We start from the raw sequence: 18,637 nt of genomic DNA, 5'->3' as shown, positions 1-18,637 counted from the left end.
CGGTACACTCCTCGGCAGTAACCCTGGCCGGGTTGGTGGAATGGCATACACGGATGTCTCAAACACATCTGCCCGAAAGGGCTTGCGGGTTCGAATCCCGCACTCGGCACACAGTCCGCAAGCGGATGTTCACCTTCTCGTGAACATCCGCTGTTTCATGTCCGGCGGCAGCCACTGCGACTGATCGTGGTGGGATGAATGTGCACAGTTCAGAGATCCGGCGCGCCGCAATCACCCTGCTCCGGGGTGGCGCCAGGAACGCCGACGTCGCCAGGGAGCTCGACGTCCCGGCCGGCACGATCAGCTACTGGAAGCACACGGACCGCGCCCGGCGTGGCGAGTGCCCGGGACGACACGACCCGAGGTGCCACCGGTGCGACGGCACGCCGCTCGACACCGTCGCGTACGCCTATCTCCTGGGCCTGTACCTGGGCGACGGGCACATCAGCCAGGCCCCCTCGCACCGCGTGACCAGCCTCATCGTCACCCTCGACGACGCCTGGCCCGGCCTGCAGGACGCGGCCGAGGCCGCGATGCGCAGGGTGTTTCCCGAGAACGCCACCTGCCGGGTCCGGAAGACCGGGTGCCACAACATCAAGGTCTACTCCAAGCACCTGCCCTGCCTCTTCCCCCAGCACGCCCCCGGCAAAAAGCACGAGCGCCGCATCACCCTCGATCCCTGGCAGCGGGAGATCGTCGCCGCGCACCCCTGGGAGCTGGTGCGCGGGCTGGTCCACTCCGACGGTTGCCGCATCACGAACTGGACCACGCGGCTCGTCGGCGGGGTGCGGAAGCGGTACGAGTATCCGAGGTACTGGTTCACCAACGTCTCGGACGACATCCGGCGGCTCTACACGGACACGCTGGACGCGCTCGGGGTGGAGTGGACGCACTGCGACCGGGCGGGGCAGCGGTACAACGTCTCCGTCGCCCGACGTGCGTCCGTCGCGCTCATGGACGCGCACGTCGGGCCGAAATACTGAGAGCGGACTACTTCGGGCTGTCGTCCTCGCCCACGTGGTGCACGCGGACCAGGTTGGTGGAGCCCGCGACGCCGGGCGGGGAGCCGGCGGTGATCACGATGACGTCGCCCTTGGCGCAGCGGCCGATGCGCAGGAGTTCCTCGTCGACCTGGGCGACCATGGCGTCGGTGGATTCGACGTGCGGGCCGAGGAAGGTTTCGACGCCCCAGGTGAGGTTGAGCTGGGCGTGGGTGGCGGCGTCGGGGGTGAAGGCGAGGAGGGGGATGGGTGAGCGGTAGCGGGAGAGCCGTTTGGCGGTGTCGCCGCTCTGGGTGAAGGCGACGAGGAATTTCGCGCCGAGGAAGTCGCCCATTTCGGCGGCGGCGCGTGCGACGGCGCCGCCCTGGGTGCGGGGCTTGTTGCGGTCGGTGAGGGGCGGCAGCCCCTTGGCGAGGATGTCTTCCTCGGCGGCTTCGACGATGCGGGACATGGTGCGCACGGTCTCGATGGGGTACTTGCCGACGCTGGTCTCGCCGGAGAGCATCACCGCGTCGGTGCCGTCGATGATCGCGTTGGCGACGTCGGAGGCTTCGGCGCGGGTGGGGCGGGAGTTGTCGATCATCGAGTCGAGCATCTGGGTGGCGACGATGACGGGTTTGGCGTTGCGTTTGGCGAGTTTGACGGCGCGTTTCTGGACGATCGGGACTTGTTCCAGGGGCATTTCGACGCCGAGGTCGCCGCGGGCGACCATGATGCCGTCGAAGGCGGCGACGATGTCGTCGATGTTCTCGACGGCCTGCGGTTTCTCGACCTTGGCGATGACGGGGAGGCGGCGGCCTTCCTCGGTCATGATGCGGTGGACGTCGTCGATGTCCTTTCCGCTGCGTACGAAGGAGAGGGCGATGACGTCGGCGCCGATGCGCAGGGCCCAGCGGAGGTCGTCGATGTCCTTCTCGGAGAGGGCGGGGACGGAGACGGCGACGCCGGGGAGGTTGAGGCCCTTGTGGTCGGAGACGACGCCGCCTTCGAGGACGGTGGTGCGGACGTGGGGGCCGTCGACGGCGGTCACCTGGAGTGCGACGCGGCCGTCGTCGACGAGGATGCGTTCACCGGGGGTGACGTCGGCGGCGAGGCCGTCGTAGGTGGTGCCGCAGATGTTCTTGTCGCCGTCGGCGAGGGGCTCGACGGTGATGGTGAAGGTGTCTCCGCGTTCGAGGAGTACAGGGCCTTCGCCGAAGTGTCCGAGGCGGATCTTCGGGCCTTGGAGGTCGGCGAGGACGCCGACGCTGCGGCCGGTCTCCTCGGAGGCTTTGCGGACGTGGTGGTACCGCTGTTCGTGTTCGGCGTAGCTGCCGTGGCTGAGGTTGAAGCGTGCGACGTCCATTCCCGCTTCGACCAGGGCTTTGATCTGGTCGTACGAGTCGGTCGCGGGTCCCAGGGTGCAGACGATTTTCGCTCGGCGCATGGTTCGAGCCTAGACCTTACCTACGGGTAGGCAATTGGCTCCGCATGACTGTCCAACGTCCTTTCGGTTAAGGGATGTTGACAGTGCCGAATTGCGCGGCGGGCTGCTCCGATGAGCGTTTTCCGGGGGTGCCGGTGACGGCTCCGGGGGGCGCGCGGGAAGTTCCGGGGCACTTCCGGGGGACTTCGGAGGCCGGATAATCGTCCGGATGTTCCGTCAGGGACAGCCGTTCGTGCGCAGACGGTCACCAGATCGAAATGTGAACAGGGTGTTCTGCATACGCCGGGTGCGTCAGAATCTACGCGCGTCATGAACGCGGAACGGCCCGGCTGGGCGCCGGTCGCACGCGTCGTCCGATTGAACGAGGAGTCAAGAAAGATGCCGTTGAACCGCAGGACGTTTCTGGGCCGTTCGGCAGCCGCGGGTGCGGGTGCCGCTCTGGCGGGCGGACTTGTCGCGGGAGAGGCCCAGGCCGCGCCTTCGGGCCACGGACAGGGTCACGGGCACGGCGAGAGCCACGCGAAGCGGTACTCGTTCACCGTCATGGGGACGACGGACATGCACGGCAATGTCTTCAACTGGGACTACTTCACGGACAAGGAGTACGACGACGCCGCGCACAACGACGTCGGCCTGGCGAAGATCTCGACGATGGTGGACCAGATCCGCAAGGAGCGGGGGCGTGGCAACACGCTGCTGATCGACGCCGGTGACACCATCCAGGGCACCCAGCTTTCGTACTACTACGCGAAGATCGACCCGATCACCGCGAAGCGCGGTCCGGTGCACCCGATGGCGCAGGCGATGAACGCGATCGGTTATGACGCGGCGGCGCTCGGAAATCACGAGTTCAATTACGGTATTCCGGTGCTGCGGAAGTTCGAGGAGCAGTGCGACTTCCCGCTGCTCGGTGCGAACGCGCTGGACGCGAAGACGCTGAAGCCGGCGTTCGCCCCGTACGTGATCAAGAAGGTGCGGACGCCGCACGGCAAGGACGTACGGGTGGCGGTGCTGGGTCTGACCAACCCGGGCATCGCGATCTGGGACAAGGCGAACGTGAGCGGGAAGATGGTGTTCCCGGGTCTTGAGGAGCAGGCCGCCCACTGGGTGCCGAAGCTCCGTTCGATGGGTGCGGACGTCGTGATCGTCTCGGCGCACTCGGGTACGTCGGGCACCTCGTCGTACGGCGACCAGATTCCGTACGTGGAGAACGCGGCCGGTCTGGTGGCGGAGCAGGTGCCGGGGATCGACGCGATCCTGGTGGGTCACGCGCACTCGGACATCCCCGAGTACTTCGTGACGAACAAGCAGACGGGCAAGCAGGTCGTGCTCTCGGAGCCGGCGAAGTGGGGTCAGCGTCTGACGCTGTTCGACTTCGACCTGGTGTGGGAGAAGGGCCGCTGGACGGTGGAGAAGGTCGGCGCGCAGGTGCTGAACTCCAACACGGCCGCCGAGGACAAGAAGATCACGCGGCTCCTGAAGGACGAGCACGCGAAGGTGGTGGCCTATGTGAACCAGGTCATCGGTACGTCGGTGTCGGCGATGTCCACGGTGGAGGCGCCGTGGAAGGACGAGCCGATCATCGACCTGATCAACCAGGTCCAGGCGGAGACGGTGAAGGCGGCCCTGGCGGGCGGGGAGTTCGCGTCGCTGCCGGTGCTGTCGCAGGCCTCGTGCTTCTCGCGTACGGCCTCGATCCCGGCGGGCAACGTCACGATCAAGGACGCGGCGGGTCTGTACCCGTTCGAGAACACGCTGGAGGCGCGGGTCATCACGGGCGCTCAGGTGAAGGACTACCTGGAATTCTCGGCCCAGTACTACGTGCAGACGGCGGCGGGCGCCGCGGTGGACACGTCGAAGCTGACGAACGCGGGCGGTACGCCGGACTACAACTACGACGCGCTGTCGGGGGTGGCGTACGACATCGACATCGCGAAGCCGGTGGGTTCCCGGATCGTCGGGCTGTCCTTCGGGGGTGCGGCGATCGACCCGGCCGCGAAGTTCGTGCTGGCGGTGAACAACTACCGGGCGAGCGGTGGCGGCAACTTCCCGCACGTTCCGGCCGCGCAGCAGGTGTGGGCGAACTCGGACGAGATCCGGAACACGATCATCGCCTGGGTGACGGCGAAGGGTGAGGTCGACCCGGCGGAGTTCGCCACGGTCGGCTGGCGTCTGACGCGGGACGGCGTGCCGGTGTTCTGACAGGGCTTGTTCCGAACACGCCCTGGTACTCCAGTCGTCCTTCGCGATCCGGTTCGATGCCCTTCGGGGTCGTTGGTACCGGCCGGATCGCGGAGGGCGGCGGACGGACGAGCGCACGGTCTGGGCGGCCGAGCTCGCACAGGGCCTGCGTCCCCGCTGCACGTTCCTTTCCCCGCGCGGCGGTTCGGCGCGGCCGAGGCCGTTCCCGTGGGCCGGGACCGTGGCGTCGGGTGTGACCGGCCGCCGTCCGGTGCGGGGGAAACCGGGTTCGCCCCTTCGGGCACCCATCGTGCCCCGTGGCTTCCTGTCCTGGCACCGATGTCGCGTTTAGCGTCCATGGGTGAACCTCTGGACCTCTCTCGAACCTGCCTCCGCGACTGTGGACCCGGGTGACAGTACGACCGTGCGGTTGCGTCTGCGCAACACCGGTGACGTGGTGGACGAGTACCGTTTCGAAGTGGTGGGCTCACTCGCCCCCTGGGCTCTCGTGGAGCCGCCGTCACTGCGATTGTTCCCGGGGACGACGGGGACGGTCGAGGTGACGTTCTCCCCGCCGCGCACGCCGGACGCGGCGGCCGGTCCGCATCCTTACGCGGTGAAGGTCACGCCGACGGAGCATCCGCAGGCCACCACGGTTCCGGAGGGGAACCTCACCGTCACACCGTTCACGGAGATGCGGGCGGAGCTGGTGCCGCCGACGGTGAAGGGCCGTTTCCGCGGACGGCCCGGGCTGGCCGTGGACAACCTGGGCAACACGAAGCTGACGGCGTCGGTGCGCGGCAGCGACAACGGTGACCAGCTGTCGTACGACATCCGTCCGAGCAACGTGCAGATCGAGCCGGGACGCGCGGCGTTCCTGAAGGCGACGCTGAAGCCGCGGCAGATCAAGTGGTTCGGCTCCAAGGAGGACCGGCCGTACGTCCTGGCGGTGCAGCGGTCGGGTACCGCACCGCTGGAGGTGGCGGGCACGTACGTGCAGAGGAGTGTCCTGCCGCGCTGGCCCATGGCCTTCATGAGCCTTCTCCTCGCGCTGGTGATCGCGTTCGTGATGGCCTGGCTCATCTACAAGCCCCAGGTCAACAGCGCCACCACTGAAAAGCTCCAGGAGGCCGCCGGCACGTTGACGCCCCTTCCCTCGCCGGTCCCCGAAGCGCCGAAGGCCACGCCCGCCGCGCCCGCCACGGCGCCCCCGGCCGCCGCCGCGACGCAGGAGGCGGACGAGGACGGAGGCGGGGCCGGAAGCAGTGGTTCCGAGGAGAAGAAGACCGAACCCCAGGAGCGGACCGCGGCGACCGCGGTCCGGCAGAAGGCCGCGGAGGAACCGGGCGAACCGCACATCTGCTACCGCCTCTACGCGAGGGACCACGGCTGGTCCGACGCGGAGTGCGACGGTGATACGGCGGGCACGGAAGGTTCGGGCGAGCAGATCACCTCCGTCAACATCGCGGTGTCCGGGATCAACGGCACGGGCGGCGGCGCCAACGTCTACAACCCCAGGGGAACCGGGACCGAGCAGTACTTCCCCGATGACTGGTCGTACGCCGTGGACGGAGCCGACAACTACGTCGGCAGCACCGAGAAGGACGCCCCCTACATGCGGGGGTTCACCATCCAGGTAGACAACGCCAAGAGCCCCGTCTGTCAGACCGCGTACGTCGACGGCGCCTGGCTTCCCCTGGCATGCGACCAGCCCGGCGACAAGCTCGACCTGACGTACGCCGGCACCCAGGAAAACGCCCAGTGGTTCGAAGCGGTGAGGCTCAACGTGTGATCCGCCGCCCGCCGTGCGCCTGCTCCGGGCTCGGCGGCGGGCGGCTGCCGAGGCTCGCCGGGGGATGTGCGCGAGCGGCGGGGACGAGGAGGCGGCAGCCGGTTCCAGTTGTTGTTCGTACGCAGGTGTACGGGGCGGTCGCTCCGGCTCCCGGGCCGGGGTGGCCGCCCGTTCGCGTGGTGGGCCGGTGGGTGGGTCAGGTGTGGGTCGGTCAGGTGTGGGCGGGTCAGGTGTTCTGGCGCAGCGGGGCGGTGTGCGGGTTCTGTGGGGGGACGGCGGGGTGGGGGGTGAGGCCGAAGGTGGTGAAGGCGGTGCGGTCGGGGAGCGGGTAGGGGGTGGTGCCGGTGAGGTGGTTGAGGATGGTGGCGCTGCGGTGGGCGGCGAGGCCGAGGTCGGGTGCGCCGACTCCGTGGGTGTGGCGTTCGGCGTTCTGGACGTAGATGTTGCCGGTGATGGCGGGGTCGAGTTCGAGGCGGTGGTGGAGGTCGACCCGGGGGCGGCCGGTGGTGTCGCGGCGGATGTGGGGGGCGAGGGTGCCGAGGAGGGTGTCGAGGGGGCGTTCGCGGTAGCCGGTGGCGAGGACCACGGCGTCGGTGGTGTGGCGGGTGCGGGTGCCCTGCTCGATGTGTTCGAGGTGCAGTTCGACGCGTTTGTCGGGGAGGCGGCCGGCGGTGCGTACGGCGACGCCGGGGGTGAGGGTGGCGTCGGGCCAGCCGCCGTGGAGGGTGCGGCGGTAGAGCTCGTCGTGGATGGCGGCGATGGTGTCGGTGTCGATGCCCTTGTGGAGTTGCCACTGCCGGGTGACGAGGTCGTCGCGGGTCCGCTCGGGGAGTTCGTGGAAGTAGCGGGTGTAGTCGGGGGTGAAGTGTTCGAGGCCGAGTTTGGAGTATTCCATCGGGGCGAACGCGGGGGTGCGGGCGAGCCAGTGGAGCTTTTCGTGGCCGTGGGGGCGGGCGCGCAGCAGGTCGAGGAAGATCTCGGCGCCGGACTGTCCTGAGCCGATGACGGTGACGTGTCCGGCTCTGAGGAGTTCTTCGCGGTGGTCGAGGTAGGCGCCGGAGTGGATGACGGGGGCGTCGTCGGATGCGGCGAGGGGTTCGAGGGGGGCGGGGACGTGGGGGGCGGTGCCGATGCCGAGGGCGAGGTGGCGGGTGTGGGTGCGGCCGGGGGATTCGGTCTGGCCGTCGGGGGCGATTTGGGTGAAGTCGACTTCGAATAGGGCGTGTTGGGGGTTCCAGCGGATGGTCTCGACGTGGTGGCCGAAGTGGAGTCCGGGGAGTTGGTGGGTGACCCAGCGGCAGTAGGCGTCGTATTCGGCGCGTTGGATGTGGAAGCGCTCGGCGAAGTAGAAGGGGTAGAGGCGGTCGCGGGTGCGGAGGTAGTTGAGGAAGGTCCAGGGGCTGGTGGGGTCGGCGAGGGTGACGAGGTCGGCGAGGAAGGGGACTTGGAGGGTGGCGCCTTCGATGAGGAGGCCGGGATGCCAGTGGAAGTCGGGGCGTTGGTCGTAGAAGGCGGTGGTCAGGGGGGTGTGGGGTGGGCGGAGGTTGTGGGCGAGGGCGGCGAGGGAGAGGTTGAAGGGGCCGATGCCGATGCCGATGAGGTCGTGGGGCCGGCCGGTGGCCGGGGTGGTGCGGTCGGTCATCGGTGGGTGCAGCCTTCCGTGAGTTCGGTGCTGGGGCGGGTGGCGTGGAGTTCGGTGCTGAGGCGGGTGACGTGGGCGAGGAGGGCGGCGAGGTCGACGGGGGTGGTGCGGGGGTTGAGGAGGGTGGCTTTGAGCCAGAGCCGGTCGTCGGCGTGGGCGCGGCCGAGGACGGCGTGGCCGTGGTCGAGGAGGGTGCGGCGGAGGGTGGCGACGGTGCGGTCGTCGGCGTCGGTGGGGCGGAAGAGGACGGTGCTGATGGTGGGGGGTGCGTGGAGTTCGAGGCCGGGGGTGCGGGTGATGAGGTCGGCGAGGTGGTGAGCGGCGGCGAGGGTGCGGTCGATGAGGTCGGCGAGTCCGTCGCGGCCGAGGGCCTGGAGGGTGACGGCGATTTTGAGGGCGTCGGGCCGTCGGGTGGTGCGTAGGGACCGGCCGAGGGTGTCGGGGATGCCGGCTTCGGTGTCGTCGTCGGCGTTGAGATAGGGGGCGAGGTGGTGGAGGGGGGCGAGGTGGTGGTGGTCGGGGACGGCGAGCAGGCCGGCGGGGGCGGGCTGCCAGCCGAGTTTGTGGAGGTCGAGGGTGACGCTGTGGGCGCGGTGGAGGCCGCGGACTTTGTTGCGGTGGGTGGGGCTGAGGAGGAGGGTTCCTCCGTAGGCGGCGTCGACGTGGAGTTCGGCGCCGTGGGTGTCGCAGAGGTCGGCGATGGCGGTGAGGGGGTCGATGGCGCCGCTGTCGGTGGTGCCGGCGGTGGCGGTGACGAGGTGGGGGCCGGGAGTGGTGGTGAGGGCGTGGTGGAGGGCGGTGAGGTCCATGGTGCCGGTGGGGGCGGGGACGACGTGGGGTGTGGGGAGGCCGAGGAGCCAGGCGGCGCGGGTGATGCTGTGGTGGGCGTTGGTGGCGTGGATGGTCTGTACGGGGCCGTGGCGTTCGCGGGCGAGGAGGAGGGCGAGTTGGTTGGCTTCGGTGCCGCCGGTGGTGATGACGGCGTCGGGGTGGGGGTGGTGGGGGTAGATCTCGCGGGCGAGGGTGGCGGTGAGTTCGGTTTCGAGGGTGGTGGCGGCGGGTGCCTGGTCCCAGGAGTCCATGGAGGGGTTGAGGGCTGAGGCGGCGAGGTCGGCGGCTGCGGCGAGGGCGAGGGGCGGGGTGTGGAGGTGGGCGGCGCAGTGGGGGTGTGCGGGGTCCGCGGCGCCTTCGGCGAGGGCGGTGACGAGGGTGTTCAGGGCGTGGTGGGCGCCGGTGCCCCGGTCGGGGAGGAGGGGGCCGATGGCGTGGCGGGTGCGGGCGGTGGTGGCGGTGGGGCCTCCGGCGGGGAGGGGGCCGGCGCGGCGGGTGGCGCCTTCGTGGAGGGCGGTGAGGACGGTGTCGAGGAGGGGGCGGAGGTGGTCGGGGCCCGCGGTGCCGCCGGCGAGGGGTGGGGTGGAGGACATGGGTGTGGGCTGCCCCTTCGTTGGTGTGGTGGCGGTGGACGTGCGGGCGTCTCTCTGTTCGGGTTGTGGCTTGGCCGCCCGGTCCAACGATGCCGACCCTAGAGGGGTATGGGCGTGTGTCGCGGCGCACGCGTACGTATTCCCCACTCCTGTACGGGAGTTCGAGCCGGTCGGGTACGCACGGATGGGGTGGCGGAGGTACGCACGGCACCCGGCGTCCCGTGCGACTGCCGTCGTCGGCGCGCTGGTTCATGGGATGGGCCGGGCATGACGGCGCCCGGCTCCCCTCGGGCGGAGGGGAGCCGGGCGCGGGTGGCCGCGGAGGGTCAGTGGGCGTCGCGTACGGCCAGGGCGCGGCGCAGGTCGTCGAGTTCGTCGACGAGCTTGCGCCGGAGGGCGGGGGTGAGGGTTCCGTCTTCGAGGGCGCGGTGGCCGAGTGCGAGGGCGTCGGCGTCCACGTCGTAGGCGGGGAAGGCGGCGCGGCCCGCGGCGGTGGCGATGGCGGGGCCCCGGCGGGCGGCGAGGGCCGCGGCGTCGGGGTAGTAGCGGGCGACGTAGTCGCGGGTGAGGCCGGTCTGTTCGGGCTGCCAGAAGCCCTGCGCGGTGGCGGTGAAGAGGTAGTTGGAGAGCGTGTCGTCGTGGAACAGGGACTGCCAGGCGGCGGCCTTGGCCTCGGGGTCGGGCAGGGCGGCGCGGCAGCGGGCTGCGCCTTCCTGGCCTGCGGCGCTGGGGTCCTGGGCGAGTTCGGCGGCGATGGCGGTCCCGTCGGTGGCGCCGAGGACGGCGAGGCGGGTGAGGACGCGCCAGCGCAGTTCGGGGTCGAGTTCGGGGCCGCCGGGTGCGGTGCCGTCGGCGAGCCATTCCTGGAGGGTGTCGGGCTGGGTGGCGGCGTCGATGAGGTGGCGTACGGCGACGAGGCGCAGTCCGGGGTTGCTGCCGTCCTCGGTGCGGCGGACGAGGTCGCGGCAGAGGTCGGTGAGGGTGGCGAGGGCGGCGGGGCGCTCTTCGGGGGTGAGGTAGCGGTCGGTGAGGAGGGCGGCGAAGCCGAGGACGCCCTGGACGAGGGCGAGGTCGGTCTCGTGCGGGAGGTGGGTGCGGGCGAGGGCGAGGTGGGCGGCGGGGTGGAGGTCGCCGTCGCGGACCATGTCGCGGGCGGTGTTCCAGATGACGGCGCGGGTGAGGGGGTCGGGGACGCCGGAGAGGCCGTGTTCGACGGCGGTCCAGGATGCGGGGTCGAGGCGGGTCTTGGCGTAGGTGAGGTCCTGGTCGTTGGGGACGACGAGGACGGGGCGCCGGCCGGGGAGGGTGAGGGGTTCGCCGGTGCCGGGGACGTCGACTTCGACGCGGCCGCGCAGGACGAGGCGGTCGGGGCCGGTGCCGAGTTCGTGGTCGTAGAGGCCGACGGCGATGCGGTGGGGGCGGCTGCCGAGGTGGTCGACGGCGAGGGTCCACTCGTTGCCGAGGTCGTCGACGCGGGCGGTGAGGGTGTCGGGGCCGGTGGTGCGCAGCCAGGTGTCGGCCCAGCCGTGGACGTCGCGGTCGGTGGCGGAGGCGAGGTTGTCGATGAAGTCGGCGAGGCCGGCGTTGGCGAACTTGTGGCGCGCGAAGTGGGCGTTGATGCCGGCGAGGAAGTCCTTCTCGCCGATCCAGGTGACGAGCTGGCGGAGCGCGGAGGCGCCCTTGGCGTAGGAGATGCCGTCGAAGTTGACGAGTGCGGAGGCGGTGTCGGGCACGGCGGCGGGGTCGGGGGCGACGGGGTGGGTGGAGGGGCGCTGGTCGGCGTCGTATCCCCAGCCCTTGCGGGCGACGCCGAAGTCGACCCAGGTGTCGGTGAAGCGGGTGGCTTCGGCGATGGTCTGGTAGCCCATGTACTCGGCGAAGGACTCGTTGAGCCAGATGTCGTCCCACCAGCTGAGGGTGACGAGGTCGCCGAACCACATGTGGGCCATCTCGTGGGAGATGACCATGGCGCGGGTCTGGCGTTCGGTGTCGGTGACGGCGGAGCGGTAGACGAACTCGTCGCGGAAGGTGACGAGTCCGGGGTTCTCCATGGCGCCGGCGTTGAACTCGGGGACGAAGGCCTGGTCGTAGGAGTCGAACGGGTAGGGCTCGTCGAACTTCTCGTGGTAGCGGTCGAAGCAGGCGCGGGTGGTGTCGAGGATCTCGTCGGCGTCGGCGTCGAGGTAGGGGGCGAGGGAGCGGCGGCAGTGGATGCCGAAGGGGATGCCGGCGTGCTCGGTGGTCACGGAGTGCCAGGGGCCCGCGGCGACGGCGACGAGGTAGGTGGAGATGAGGGGGGTGGGGGCGATGGTCCAGCGGCCGTCGCCGGTGGGGGTGGAGATGCCGTTGCCGAGGACGTTCCAGCCGTCGGGGGCGGTGACGGTGATCTCGAAGACGGACTTGAGGTCGGGCTGGTCGAAGGCGGGGAAGACGCGCTGCACGTCGTCGAGGAAGAGCTGGGTGTAGACGTAGCTCTCGCCGTCGGTGGGGTCGGTGAAGCGGTGCATGCCCTCGCCGGTGCGGGAGTAGCGCATGGTGGCGTCGGCGCGGAGCTCGTGAGGGCCGGCGGTCAGCCCGGTGAGGGGGTAGCGGTCGTCGGCGAGGAGGGCGGGGTCGAGGGGGTGTCCGTCGAGGCTGAGCGCGTGCAGTTCTGCGGGCTTGACCTCGATGAACGTGTCGCCGGCGGTGCGTGCGGTGAACCGGATGGCGGTGCTGGACGTGAAGGTCTCGTCGCCGGTGGTGAGGTCGAGGTCCACCGTGTATCGCTGGACGTCGATGGTGCGGGCTCGGGTCTGCGCTTCGTCGCGCGTCAGTACGGACATTTCTCCATGCTGCCGTACCGCTCCGAGGGCGTGCGACGGGGTTCTCCCGCCGGGCGGGTGTGCGGGCGGTCCGCCCGTACACCCGGCCGGCGGGAGCCCCGGGGGCTTCGGGGGCGGGTCACGCCTCCTGGGGGCCGGCGCTTCCGGTCGCCCGGTCGCCGCCGGTCGTCTCCTCCGCGATCCGCTCGTGGTGGCGGATCACCTCGGCGACGATGAAGTTGAGGAGCTTCTCCGCGAAGGCCGGGTCGAGCTTGGCGTTGCCGGCGAGCTGGCGGAGCCGCTCGATCTGCCGCGCCTCGCGCGCCGGGTCGGCGGGCGGGAGCTGGTGAGCGGCCTTCAGGTGTCCCACTTGCTGGGTGCACTTGAACCGTTCGGCGAGCATGTGGACGACGGCGGCGTCGATGTTGTCGATGCTCTCGCGCAGCCGGTTGAGTTCGGCGCGTACGGACGGATCGATGTCGTTCATGGTCGACGAGCTTAGACGTAGTGCGCCGGCGGGTGGGCGTCGGTGGGCGGTACCGGCCCGGGGCCGCCGCACGGCACTCCGCGAGGGCCGGCCGTCGCGTGCCCGGACGCCCCCTGGCCCCGTACGGTGGAAGGGGAGCGGCGCCGGGCCGCCTGCCGGGGGGTGGGGACGTGGTGGAGAGCGGTCGGCCCGGGGGCCCGGTGGTGCGCGGCTATCCGCATCTGGGCACGGTCAGGGCTTCGATCACCGCGCTGTACCGGCGGATGGGCGGCGCGGGTGTGCGTGCGTACGCGGGGAGCCTGCCGGCCGCCGAGGTCGCGTTCGCGGACGCGGAGGAGCTGTACGGGGGTGCGCAGCGGGTGGCCCGGGCCGCGGTGGCTCACCTGCGGCTGCCCGATGCCCGGATGATCGTCGGTTTCCGCCGGATGGACCATGCGGCGACCGTCGAACTCGCTTCGGGTCCGGAGTACTTCGTGGAGCTGAACGACCGTTTTCGCTCCAACCGGCGTGATGTGGGTGCCGCGTTGGTGCACGAGGTGACCCATGTGCTCTTGCACCGGCTGGGGTTGGAGTTCCCGGGGACCCGGGAGAACGAGATACTGACCGACACGGTGGCGGTGTATCTCGGCGCGGGCTGGCTGCTGCTGGACGCGTTCCGGGAGGATGCGCTGACCCGGCAGAAGCTGGGTTATCTGACGCCGGAGGAGTTCGGGTACGTGCTGGCGAAGCGGTCGCTGGCGTTCGGTGAGGATCCCTCGCCGTGGTTCACCAGCCCGCGGGCGTACCAGGCGTATACCGAGGGCCGGTCCAGGGCGCTGCGGGATCTGCGGGTGCCGCCGTTGCGGGCGGCGGGCGGGATGGGCCGGATGCGGTACGCCCGGGACCGGCACCGGGCGGTGGCGGCGCCCGGTGCTCCGTACGCCTTCGAGGGCGGCGGTCCGGAGCGGCAGGTGCTGTTCGACTGCCCGACGTGCCATCAGCGGCTCCGGGTGCCGGTGCGCGGCCCGGTCCGGGCGCGCTGCGGGGTGTGCGGGACGCAGTGGGCGTGCGACACGTGAACCAGGAGCCGTACCGGCCGGTCAGACGGCCGGGGCGGGCGGGGTCCAGCGCCGGGTGCGGGGGACGGCGGTGGAGAGGCCGTAGTCCTTCTTGAGGTGTTCGGGGATCGCGTAGTGCATGACCCGGCCCCGGGTGAGCGAGGAGAGCTCGAACAGGGTGGTGAGGTGGCCGAGGCGGTCCAGGGCCCACGCGCCCAGGGGCGAGCGGTCCTCGATGGTCTCCAGTACGTTCATCAGGGCGGGGGCGGCCTTGACGACGGTGTCCCAGGGGGTGCGGGCGACGCCGAGCCAGTCGGCGCAGGTGTCGCCGATCAGGTGGCGGATCAGCGCGGAGACGACCGGGTCGAGCAGGGTTCCGGGGACCACTTCCTCGTACAGGTCGATCAACTGCCGGGTGAGGACGACGCCTTCGTCGCTCGGGCCCATGTGGCGGGTCATGTAGAGGTCGGAGAAGGCACGGGCCTGGTCGAGGTCCTTGGGGGCGTGTTCCTGGTCGACGCCGAGCATCGCGCCGACGACACGCCAGGCGTAGTGGTAGGCCTCCGCGCCCTCGACGCTCATGTGGATGCCGAGCCGGTGCAGGGCGTCCAGTACCTGCATCGAGAACATCATCTGCCCGCCGATCATGTCCTCCTGGCAGATCGGCGTGCCGAGGGCCGCCGTGTCCCAGCGGCCCTCGCGCCGCAGGTGGTAGCGGATGGAGGCGTGCAGCAGGCGGACTTTCTGGGCGGCCGGGAGGAAGCGTCCGCCGGCTTCGAAGGCGTCGGGCTGCATGAGGTGGACGGTGAACTGCCCGGTCTCCGCCATGCGTTTGGAGGGGTAGTTCAGCGAGTGCGTCGCCGACAGGAGCTTCGCGATGTGCGGGACGACGTAGCAGGCGGGCATGGCGGCGAAGGAGAGGGCGGTGGAGATGTGCACGTTGTTGTCGATGAAGAAGAGCCGCGCTCTCTCCATCTCCTCCCAGTCGACCCAGGAGGGCGGGCTGCTGGTCTCGTGGAGGTAGGCGCGGGCGACGTCCGGCAGTCCGTCCGGGAGGGGCTGCCCGGCCACGGAGACGTACCGCATCAGGGTGTTGAACTTCCCCGTCTCGCCGCGCTCGAAGAGGGTGGCGACCGTGGCGTCGGCGAGTTCGTCGCCGCACTGGCGCAGCGCGTCCATGGACTGCTCGGTCGGGTACACGGGTGGCTCCTCGGGGTGGGGCGGGTCGGCGGGGTGTCAGGCGGGGCGGGCGGTGACCGCCGTGGCCAGGTGGGTGAGGGCGGCGTGCGCGGGTGCGGGGAGGCCGGCGCCGTCGAGCGCCCGGGTGGCGAGGGAGACCCGCTCGCCGATCATGCGTTCGACGCGGGCGCGGGCGCCGGTGGACTCCACGACGGCGCGTACCAGGCCGAGTTGGGCGGCGGTGGGACCGGACCGCCCGAGGAGGGCGGCGAGTTCGCGGCGCTCGGCGGGGGCGGCCGCCGCGAGGGCGAGGGCGATCAGCGCGGTGGGGCGGGCGCCCGTGATGTCGTCGGTGTTGGCCTTGCCGGTGTGCTCCGGTTCGCCGAACAGGCCGAGGAGGTCGTCGCGGAGCTGGAACGCCTCGCCGAGCGGCAGTCCGTAGTCGGTGAAGGTGTCGCGCAGGGCCGCGTCGCCGCCGCCGAGCGCGGCACCGATGTGCAGGGGGTGTTCCACGGTGTACTTGGCGGTCTTGTACCGGATCACCTTCAGCGACTGCCGTACGTCGGGCGGTCCGGCGGTGCGCAGGATCTCCAGGGCCTCCCCGGCGACGAGTTCGCGGGCCAGTACGCCCCAGAGGGGGCGGGCCCGGGCCAGGTAGGCGCCGGGCAGGCCGCAGCCGGTGAAGAGCTGTCCGGCCCAGGACATCAGCAGGTCTCCGGCGAGCATCGCGAGCGAGGCGGCGCGCGGGGTGCGCCGGGTGCCGCGGGTGACGGCGGAGCGCAGGGCGACGTGGGCGGTCGGCAGGCCGTGCCGCAGCCGGCTGTCGTCGATGATGTCGTCGTGGACGACGGCCGCCGCGTGGACGAGTTCCATGGCGGCCGCCGCCCGGACCATGGCCTCGCTGTCCGGCTGCCGCGCCGCCCGCCAGCCCCAGTAGCAGAACGCCGACCGCAGCCGTTTGCCGTGGGCGGTGGCGTCGGAGAGGACGGCCGCGAGCGGGGCGAGGTCCTCGTCGACGGCGAGCAGCGCGTCGGTCTCCGCGTCGACGAACCGCCGCAGCTCCCGGTCCACCCGGGCCCGCAGCGCGGCGAGTTCCGACGGCTCGGGCACGGCGGGCGCGGGAGCGGGTCGGGCCGCCGGTGGCGCGACGGCGGGCCGCCGGGGCCCGGGCAGGGGTACGGCGTGTGCGGGCCCCGGTGCGGGGTGCGTGACCGGCCCTGGGGCGAGGCGTGCGGGTTCAGGCACCGGGCCCGCCCGCGCCCCGGGTACGGGCGTGGCGCGCGAGGATCTCCAGGTGTGCGGGGCCGGTGCCCACCCGGTCGAGCGCCAGGCGGCCGCGCGCCCGGAGGTCCTGCTCCCCCTGCTGGGCGAGGTCTCCCAGGTCGGAGCGGCCGATCAGACCGCGCGCGGCGGTCCAGGCCGCGCCGCAGGTGGTCAGGGCCAGATCGGCCAGACCGGCGGCGAGCAGGACCGGCCCGCTCCCGCCGTCCTCCCGGGTCTCCGATGTCATGTGCGCCCGCCCCTCCCGTACGGCGCGCCGCCGCTCCGGCGCCGCTTCGGTGGGCAGGCTGCCCCGGTGGAGGGCGGCGGAAGCACCGGCCACCCCATGTGATGATCGTTCGTTCGCCCGTACTACTCCGGGCCCGGCGCCCGCCCCCGGGCACTCCCCCGTACCCGCCCGTGCTCCCCCGCACAGCACGACGCCCGGTCCGGAGAACCGGACCGGGCGTCGCCCTACGCTACTGGGCTGCCGAGCCTTACGCGGCGCGGCGGCTGCGGGGTGCTCCCCCGCCGTTGCCGCCGTTGCCCCGGCCCGCCCCGGCGGGACGGCCGGAGCCGGTGCCGGTGCGGCCCGAGCCCGAGCCCGTACGGCCGGAACCGGTGCGCCCGGCGCTCGCGCCCGTACGCCCGGCGCCCGCACCGCGGGCCTCGCCGCGCTGCGCCCCGGCGGAGGCTCCGCCGCGACCGCCGCCGTTGCCCGTGCCGCGTGCGCCGCCGGTGGTCCCGGTGGTGCCCGCGGATCCGGTGCCGCCCGCGCCACCCGCGCCGCCCCGGCGGCCGCGGCCGCGGCTGCCCGAGCGGGTGGTGGTGCCGGTGCCCGGCTGGCCGCCGGAGCGGGTGCGCTGCTTCGGCGGGGTCGGCTGCGGCACCTCGATGACGACCGCGATGCCGGAGGGCTCGCGGGCGCCGGTGATCCGGCTGAGCTCCGGGTCGCTGGAGGTGATGCGGGTGGTCTGCGGGGCGATGCCCGCGTCCTGCATGAGGCGGGTCATGTCCCGCTTCTCCTCGGGCAGCACCAGCGTGACGACGCTGCCGGACTCGCCGGCGCGCGCGGTACGGCCGCCCCGGTGGAGGTAGTCCTTGTGGTCGGTGGGCGGGTCCACGTTGACGACGAGGTCGAGGTCGTCGACGTGGATGCCGCGGGCCGCCACGTTGGTCGCGACGAGCGCCGTGACCTGGCCGTCCTTGAACTGGTCCAGGGTGCGGTTGCGCTGCGGCTGGGACCGGCCGCCGTGCAGGGCGGCGGCGCGGACACCGGCGGCGAGCAGGCGCTTGGCGAAGCGGTCGGCGGCACGCTTGGTGTCGACGAACATGATCACGCGGCCCTCGCGGGCGGCGATCTTCGTGGCGACGGCCTTCTTGTCGGTGTCGTCCAGCACGTGCAGCACGTGGTGCTCCATCGTGGTGACGGCGCCGGCCGACGGGTCGACGGAGTGCACGACCGGGTCGGTCAGGAACATCTTGACCAGCCGGTCGATGTTCTTGTCCAGGGTGGCGGAGAACAGCATCCGCTGGCCGTCCGCCTCGACCTGCTTGAGCAGGGCGGTGACCTGCGGCATGAAGCCCATGTCGGCCATCTGGTCGGCCTCGTCGAGGACCGTGATGGAGACCTCGTCCAGGCGGCAGTCGCCGCGCTCGATGAGGTCCTTCAGGCGGCCCGGAGTGGCGACGAGCACCTCGGCGCCGCGCCGGAGCGTGGCGGCCTGCTTGGTGAGCGACATCCCGCCGACCACGGTCGCCAGGCGCAGGTTCACGGAGGTGGCGTACGGCGTGAGCGCGTCGGTCACCTGCTGGGCGAGCTCGCGGGTCGGGACCAGCACGAGGGCCAGCGGGGCGCGGGGCTCGCTGCGGCGTCCGGCGGTACGGGCCAGCAGCGCGAGGCCGAAGGCGAGCGTCTTGCCGGAGCCGGTACGGCCGCGGCCGAGGATGTCCCGGCCGGCGAGCGAGTTCGGCAGGGTGGCGCCCTGGATCGGGAAGGGGTCGGTGACACCCTGCGCGGCCAGCGTCTTCAGCAGCGCGGCGGGCATGTCCAGCTCGGCGAACGCCTCGACGGCGGGCAGAGCGGGGGTGAGGGTCTCCGGCAGGGCGAACTCGCCGCCCTGCGGAGCGGCGGGACGACGGCGCGCGGGAGCCTTGGAGGCTCCACGGCGGGCGGGGGCGGCCTGGGACTGGGCGCGGCCCCGTCCACTCGGCTGACGGTTGCCGGCCGGTCGGTCCTGGCGTTCGAAGCGGGTCATACGGAATTTCCCTCCTGGGGGATTCCTGGGTCGCTGCGACATGCTCTTCGGACCGCTTTCATGTGCGCCCCAGGATGCGGCACATGGCGGGTGCTCCGGTGACAGGACGTCCCGGAGACAGCACAAACCGGGGCCCGCACCGTGAAGGT

Annotated in this window: 13 protein-coding genes and 1 tRNA gene; 5 read left to right on the top strand and 9 right to left on the bottom strand. The window is 71.7% G+C overall.

Annotated elements, in window-relative coordinates:
- The first annotated feature begins 26 nt into the window (after window positions 1-26).
- Together ACWCSV_RS02915 and ACWCSV_RS02910 are read left to right on the top strand one after the other, a co-directional pair.
- A tRNA-Leu gene (locus ACWCSV_RS02915) sits at window positions 27-109 on the top strand.
- An 85-nt stretch (window positions 110-194) separates the two neighbouring features.
- Complete coding sequence (locus ACWCSV_RS02910) at window positions 195-983, top strand: helix-turn-helix domain-containing protein (RefSeq protein ID WP_451138069.1); 789 nt, start codon at window positions 195-197, stop codon at window positions 981-983.
- A gap of 7 nt (window positions 984-990) precedes the next feature.
- Here ACWCSV_RS02910 and pyk read toward each other — a convergent pair whose 3' ends face one another.
- A complete protein-coding gene (gene pyk / locus ACWCSV_RS02905) occupies window positions 991-2,427 on the bottom strand; it encodes a pyruvate kinase (RefSeq protein ID WP_451138068.1) in 1,437 nt (478 codons plus the stop codon).
- 378 nt (window positions 2,428-2,805) lie between these two features.
- Between pyk and ACWCSV_RS02900 the strand changes: the two genes are divergently transcribed.
- Together ACWCSV_RS02900 and ACWCSV_RS02895 are read left to right on the top strand one after the other, a co-directional pair.
- The gene (locus ACWCSV_RS02900) at window positions 2,806-4,629 is read left to right on the top strand and encodes a bifunctional metallophosphatase/5'-nucleotidase (RefSeq protein WP_451138067.1); all 1,824 of its coding nucleotides are present in this window, start codon (window positions 2,806-2,808) and stop codon (window positions 4,627-4,629) included.
- Between the two features lie 340 nt (window positions 4,630-4,969).
- On the top strand, window positions 4,970-6,400 hold the full coding sequence (locus ACWCSV_RS02895; protein WP_451138066.1) for a COG1470 family protein: 1,431 nt from the start codon (window positions 4,970-4,972) through the stop codon (window positions 6,398-6,400).
- 226 nt (window positions 6,401-6,626) lie between these two features.
- Here the strand turns inward: ACWCSV_RS02895 and ACWCSV_RS02890 are convergent, their stop codons facing one another.
- From ACWCSV_RS02890 to ACWCSV_RS02875, 4 genes are all read right to left on the bottom strand, one after another.
- Window positions 6,627-8,042 carry a lysine N(6)-hydroxylase/L-ornithine N(5)-oxygenase family protein gene (locus tag ACWCSV_RS02890; protein WP_451138065.1) on the bottom strand — a complete coding sequence of 472 codons (1,416 nt, stop codon included), beginning with the start codon at window positions 8,040-8,042 and terminating at the stop codon, window positions 6,627-6,629.
- Window positions 8,039-9,466: a pyridoxal phosphate-dependent decarboxylase family protein gene (locus ACWCSV_RS02885; RefSeq protein WP_451138064.1), complete on the bottom strand. Its 1,428-nt coding sequence runs from the start codon at window positions 9,464-9,466 to the stop codon at window positions 8,039-8,041. Before ACWCSV_RS02885 ends, ACWCSV_RS02890 begins: the two co-directional genes overlap by 4 nt.
- A gap of 326 nt (window positions 9,467-9,792) precedes the next feature.
- A complete protein-coding gene (pepN, locus tag ACWCSV_RS02880; protein ID WP_451138063.1) occupies window positions 9,793-12,288 on the bottom strand; it encodes an aminopeptidase N in 2,496 nt (831 codons plus the stop codon).
- A 118-nt stretch (window positions 12,289-12,406) separates the two neighbouring features.
- Window positions 12,407-12,754: a chorismate mutase gene (locus ACWCSV_RS02875; RefSeq protein WP_451138062.1), complete on the bottom strand. Its 348-nt coding sequence runs from the start codon at window positions 12,752-12,754 to the stop codon at window positions 12,407-12,409.
- Window positions 12,755-12,927: 173 nt separating this feature from the next.
- Between ACWCSV_RS02875 and ACWCSV_RS02870 the strand changes: the two genes are divergently transcribed.
- Window positions 12,928-13,812, top strand: a complete 885-nt coding sequence (locus ACWCSV_RS02870; RefSeq protein WP_451138242.1) for a hypothetical protein — start codon at window positions 12,928-12,930, stop codon at window positions 13,810-13,812.
- A gap of 21 nt (window positions 13,813-13,833) precedes the next feature.
- Here ACWCSV_RS02870 and ACWCSV_RS02865 read toward each other — a convergent pair whose 3' ends face one another.
- The 4 genes from ACWCSV_RS02865 to ACWCSV_RS02850 form a co-directional block, all read right to left on the bottom strand.
- Entirely contained in the window at window positions 13,834-14,970 is a 1,137-nt protein-coding gene (locus ACWCSV_RS02865; RefSeq protein WP_451138241.1) for an oxygenase MpaB family protein, read from the bottom strand.
- Between the two features lie 57 nt (window positions 14,971-15,027).
- A complete protein-coding gene (locus tag ACWCSV_RS02860; RefSeq protein WP_451138061.1) occupies window positions 15,028-16,080 on the bottom strand; it encodes a polyprenyl synthetase family protein in 1,053 nt (350 codons plus the stop codon).
- Between the two features lie 127 nt (window positions 16,081-16,207).
- Window positions 16,208-16,480, bottom strand: coding sequence for a polyprenyl synthetase (locus ACWCSV_RS02855; protein WP_451138060.1), 273 nt, complete (start codon window positions 16,478-16,480; stop codon window positions 16,208-16,210).
- A gap of 247 nt (window positions 16,481-16,727) precedes the next feature.
- Window positions 16,728-18,488, bottom strand: a complete 1,761-nt coding sequence (locus tag ACWCSV_RS02850) for a DEAD/DEAH box helicase (RefSeq protein WP_451138059.1) — start codon at window positions 18,486-18,488, stop codon at window positions 16,728-16,730.
- Window positions 18,489-18,637: the final 149 nt, after the last annotated feature.

Source organism: Streptomyces sp. NPDC001770 (assembly GCF_053596135.1).
Note: the sequence above shows the minus strand (reverse complement) of the source record. Positions and strands in the feature narration are given on the sequence as shown.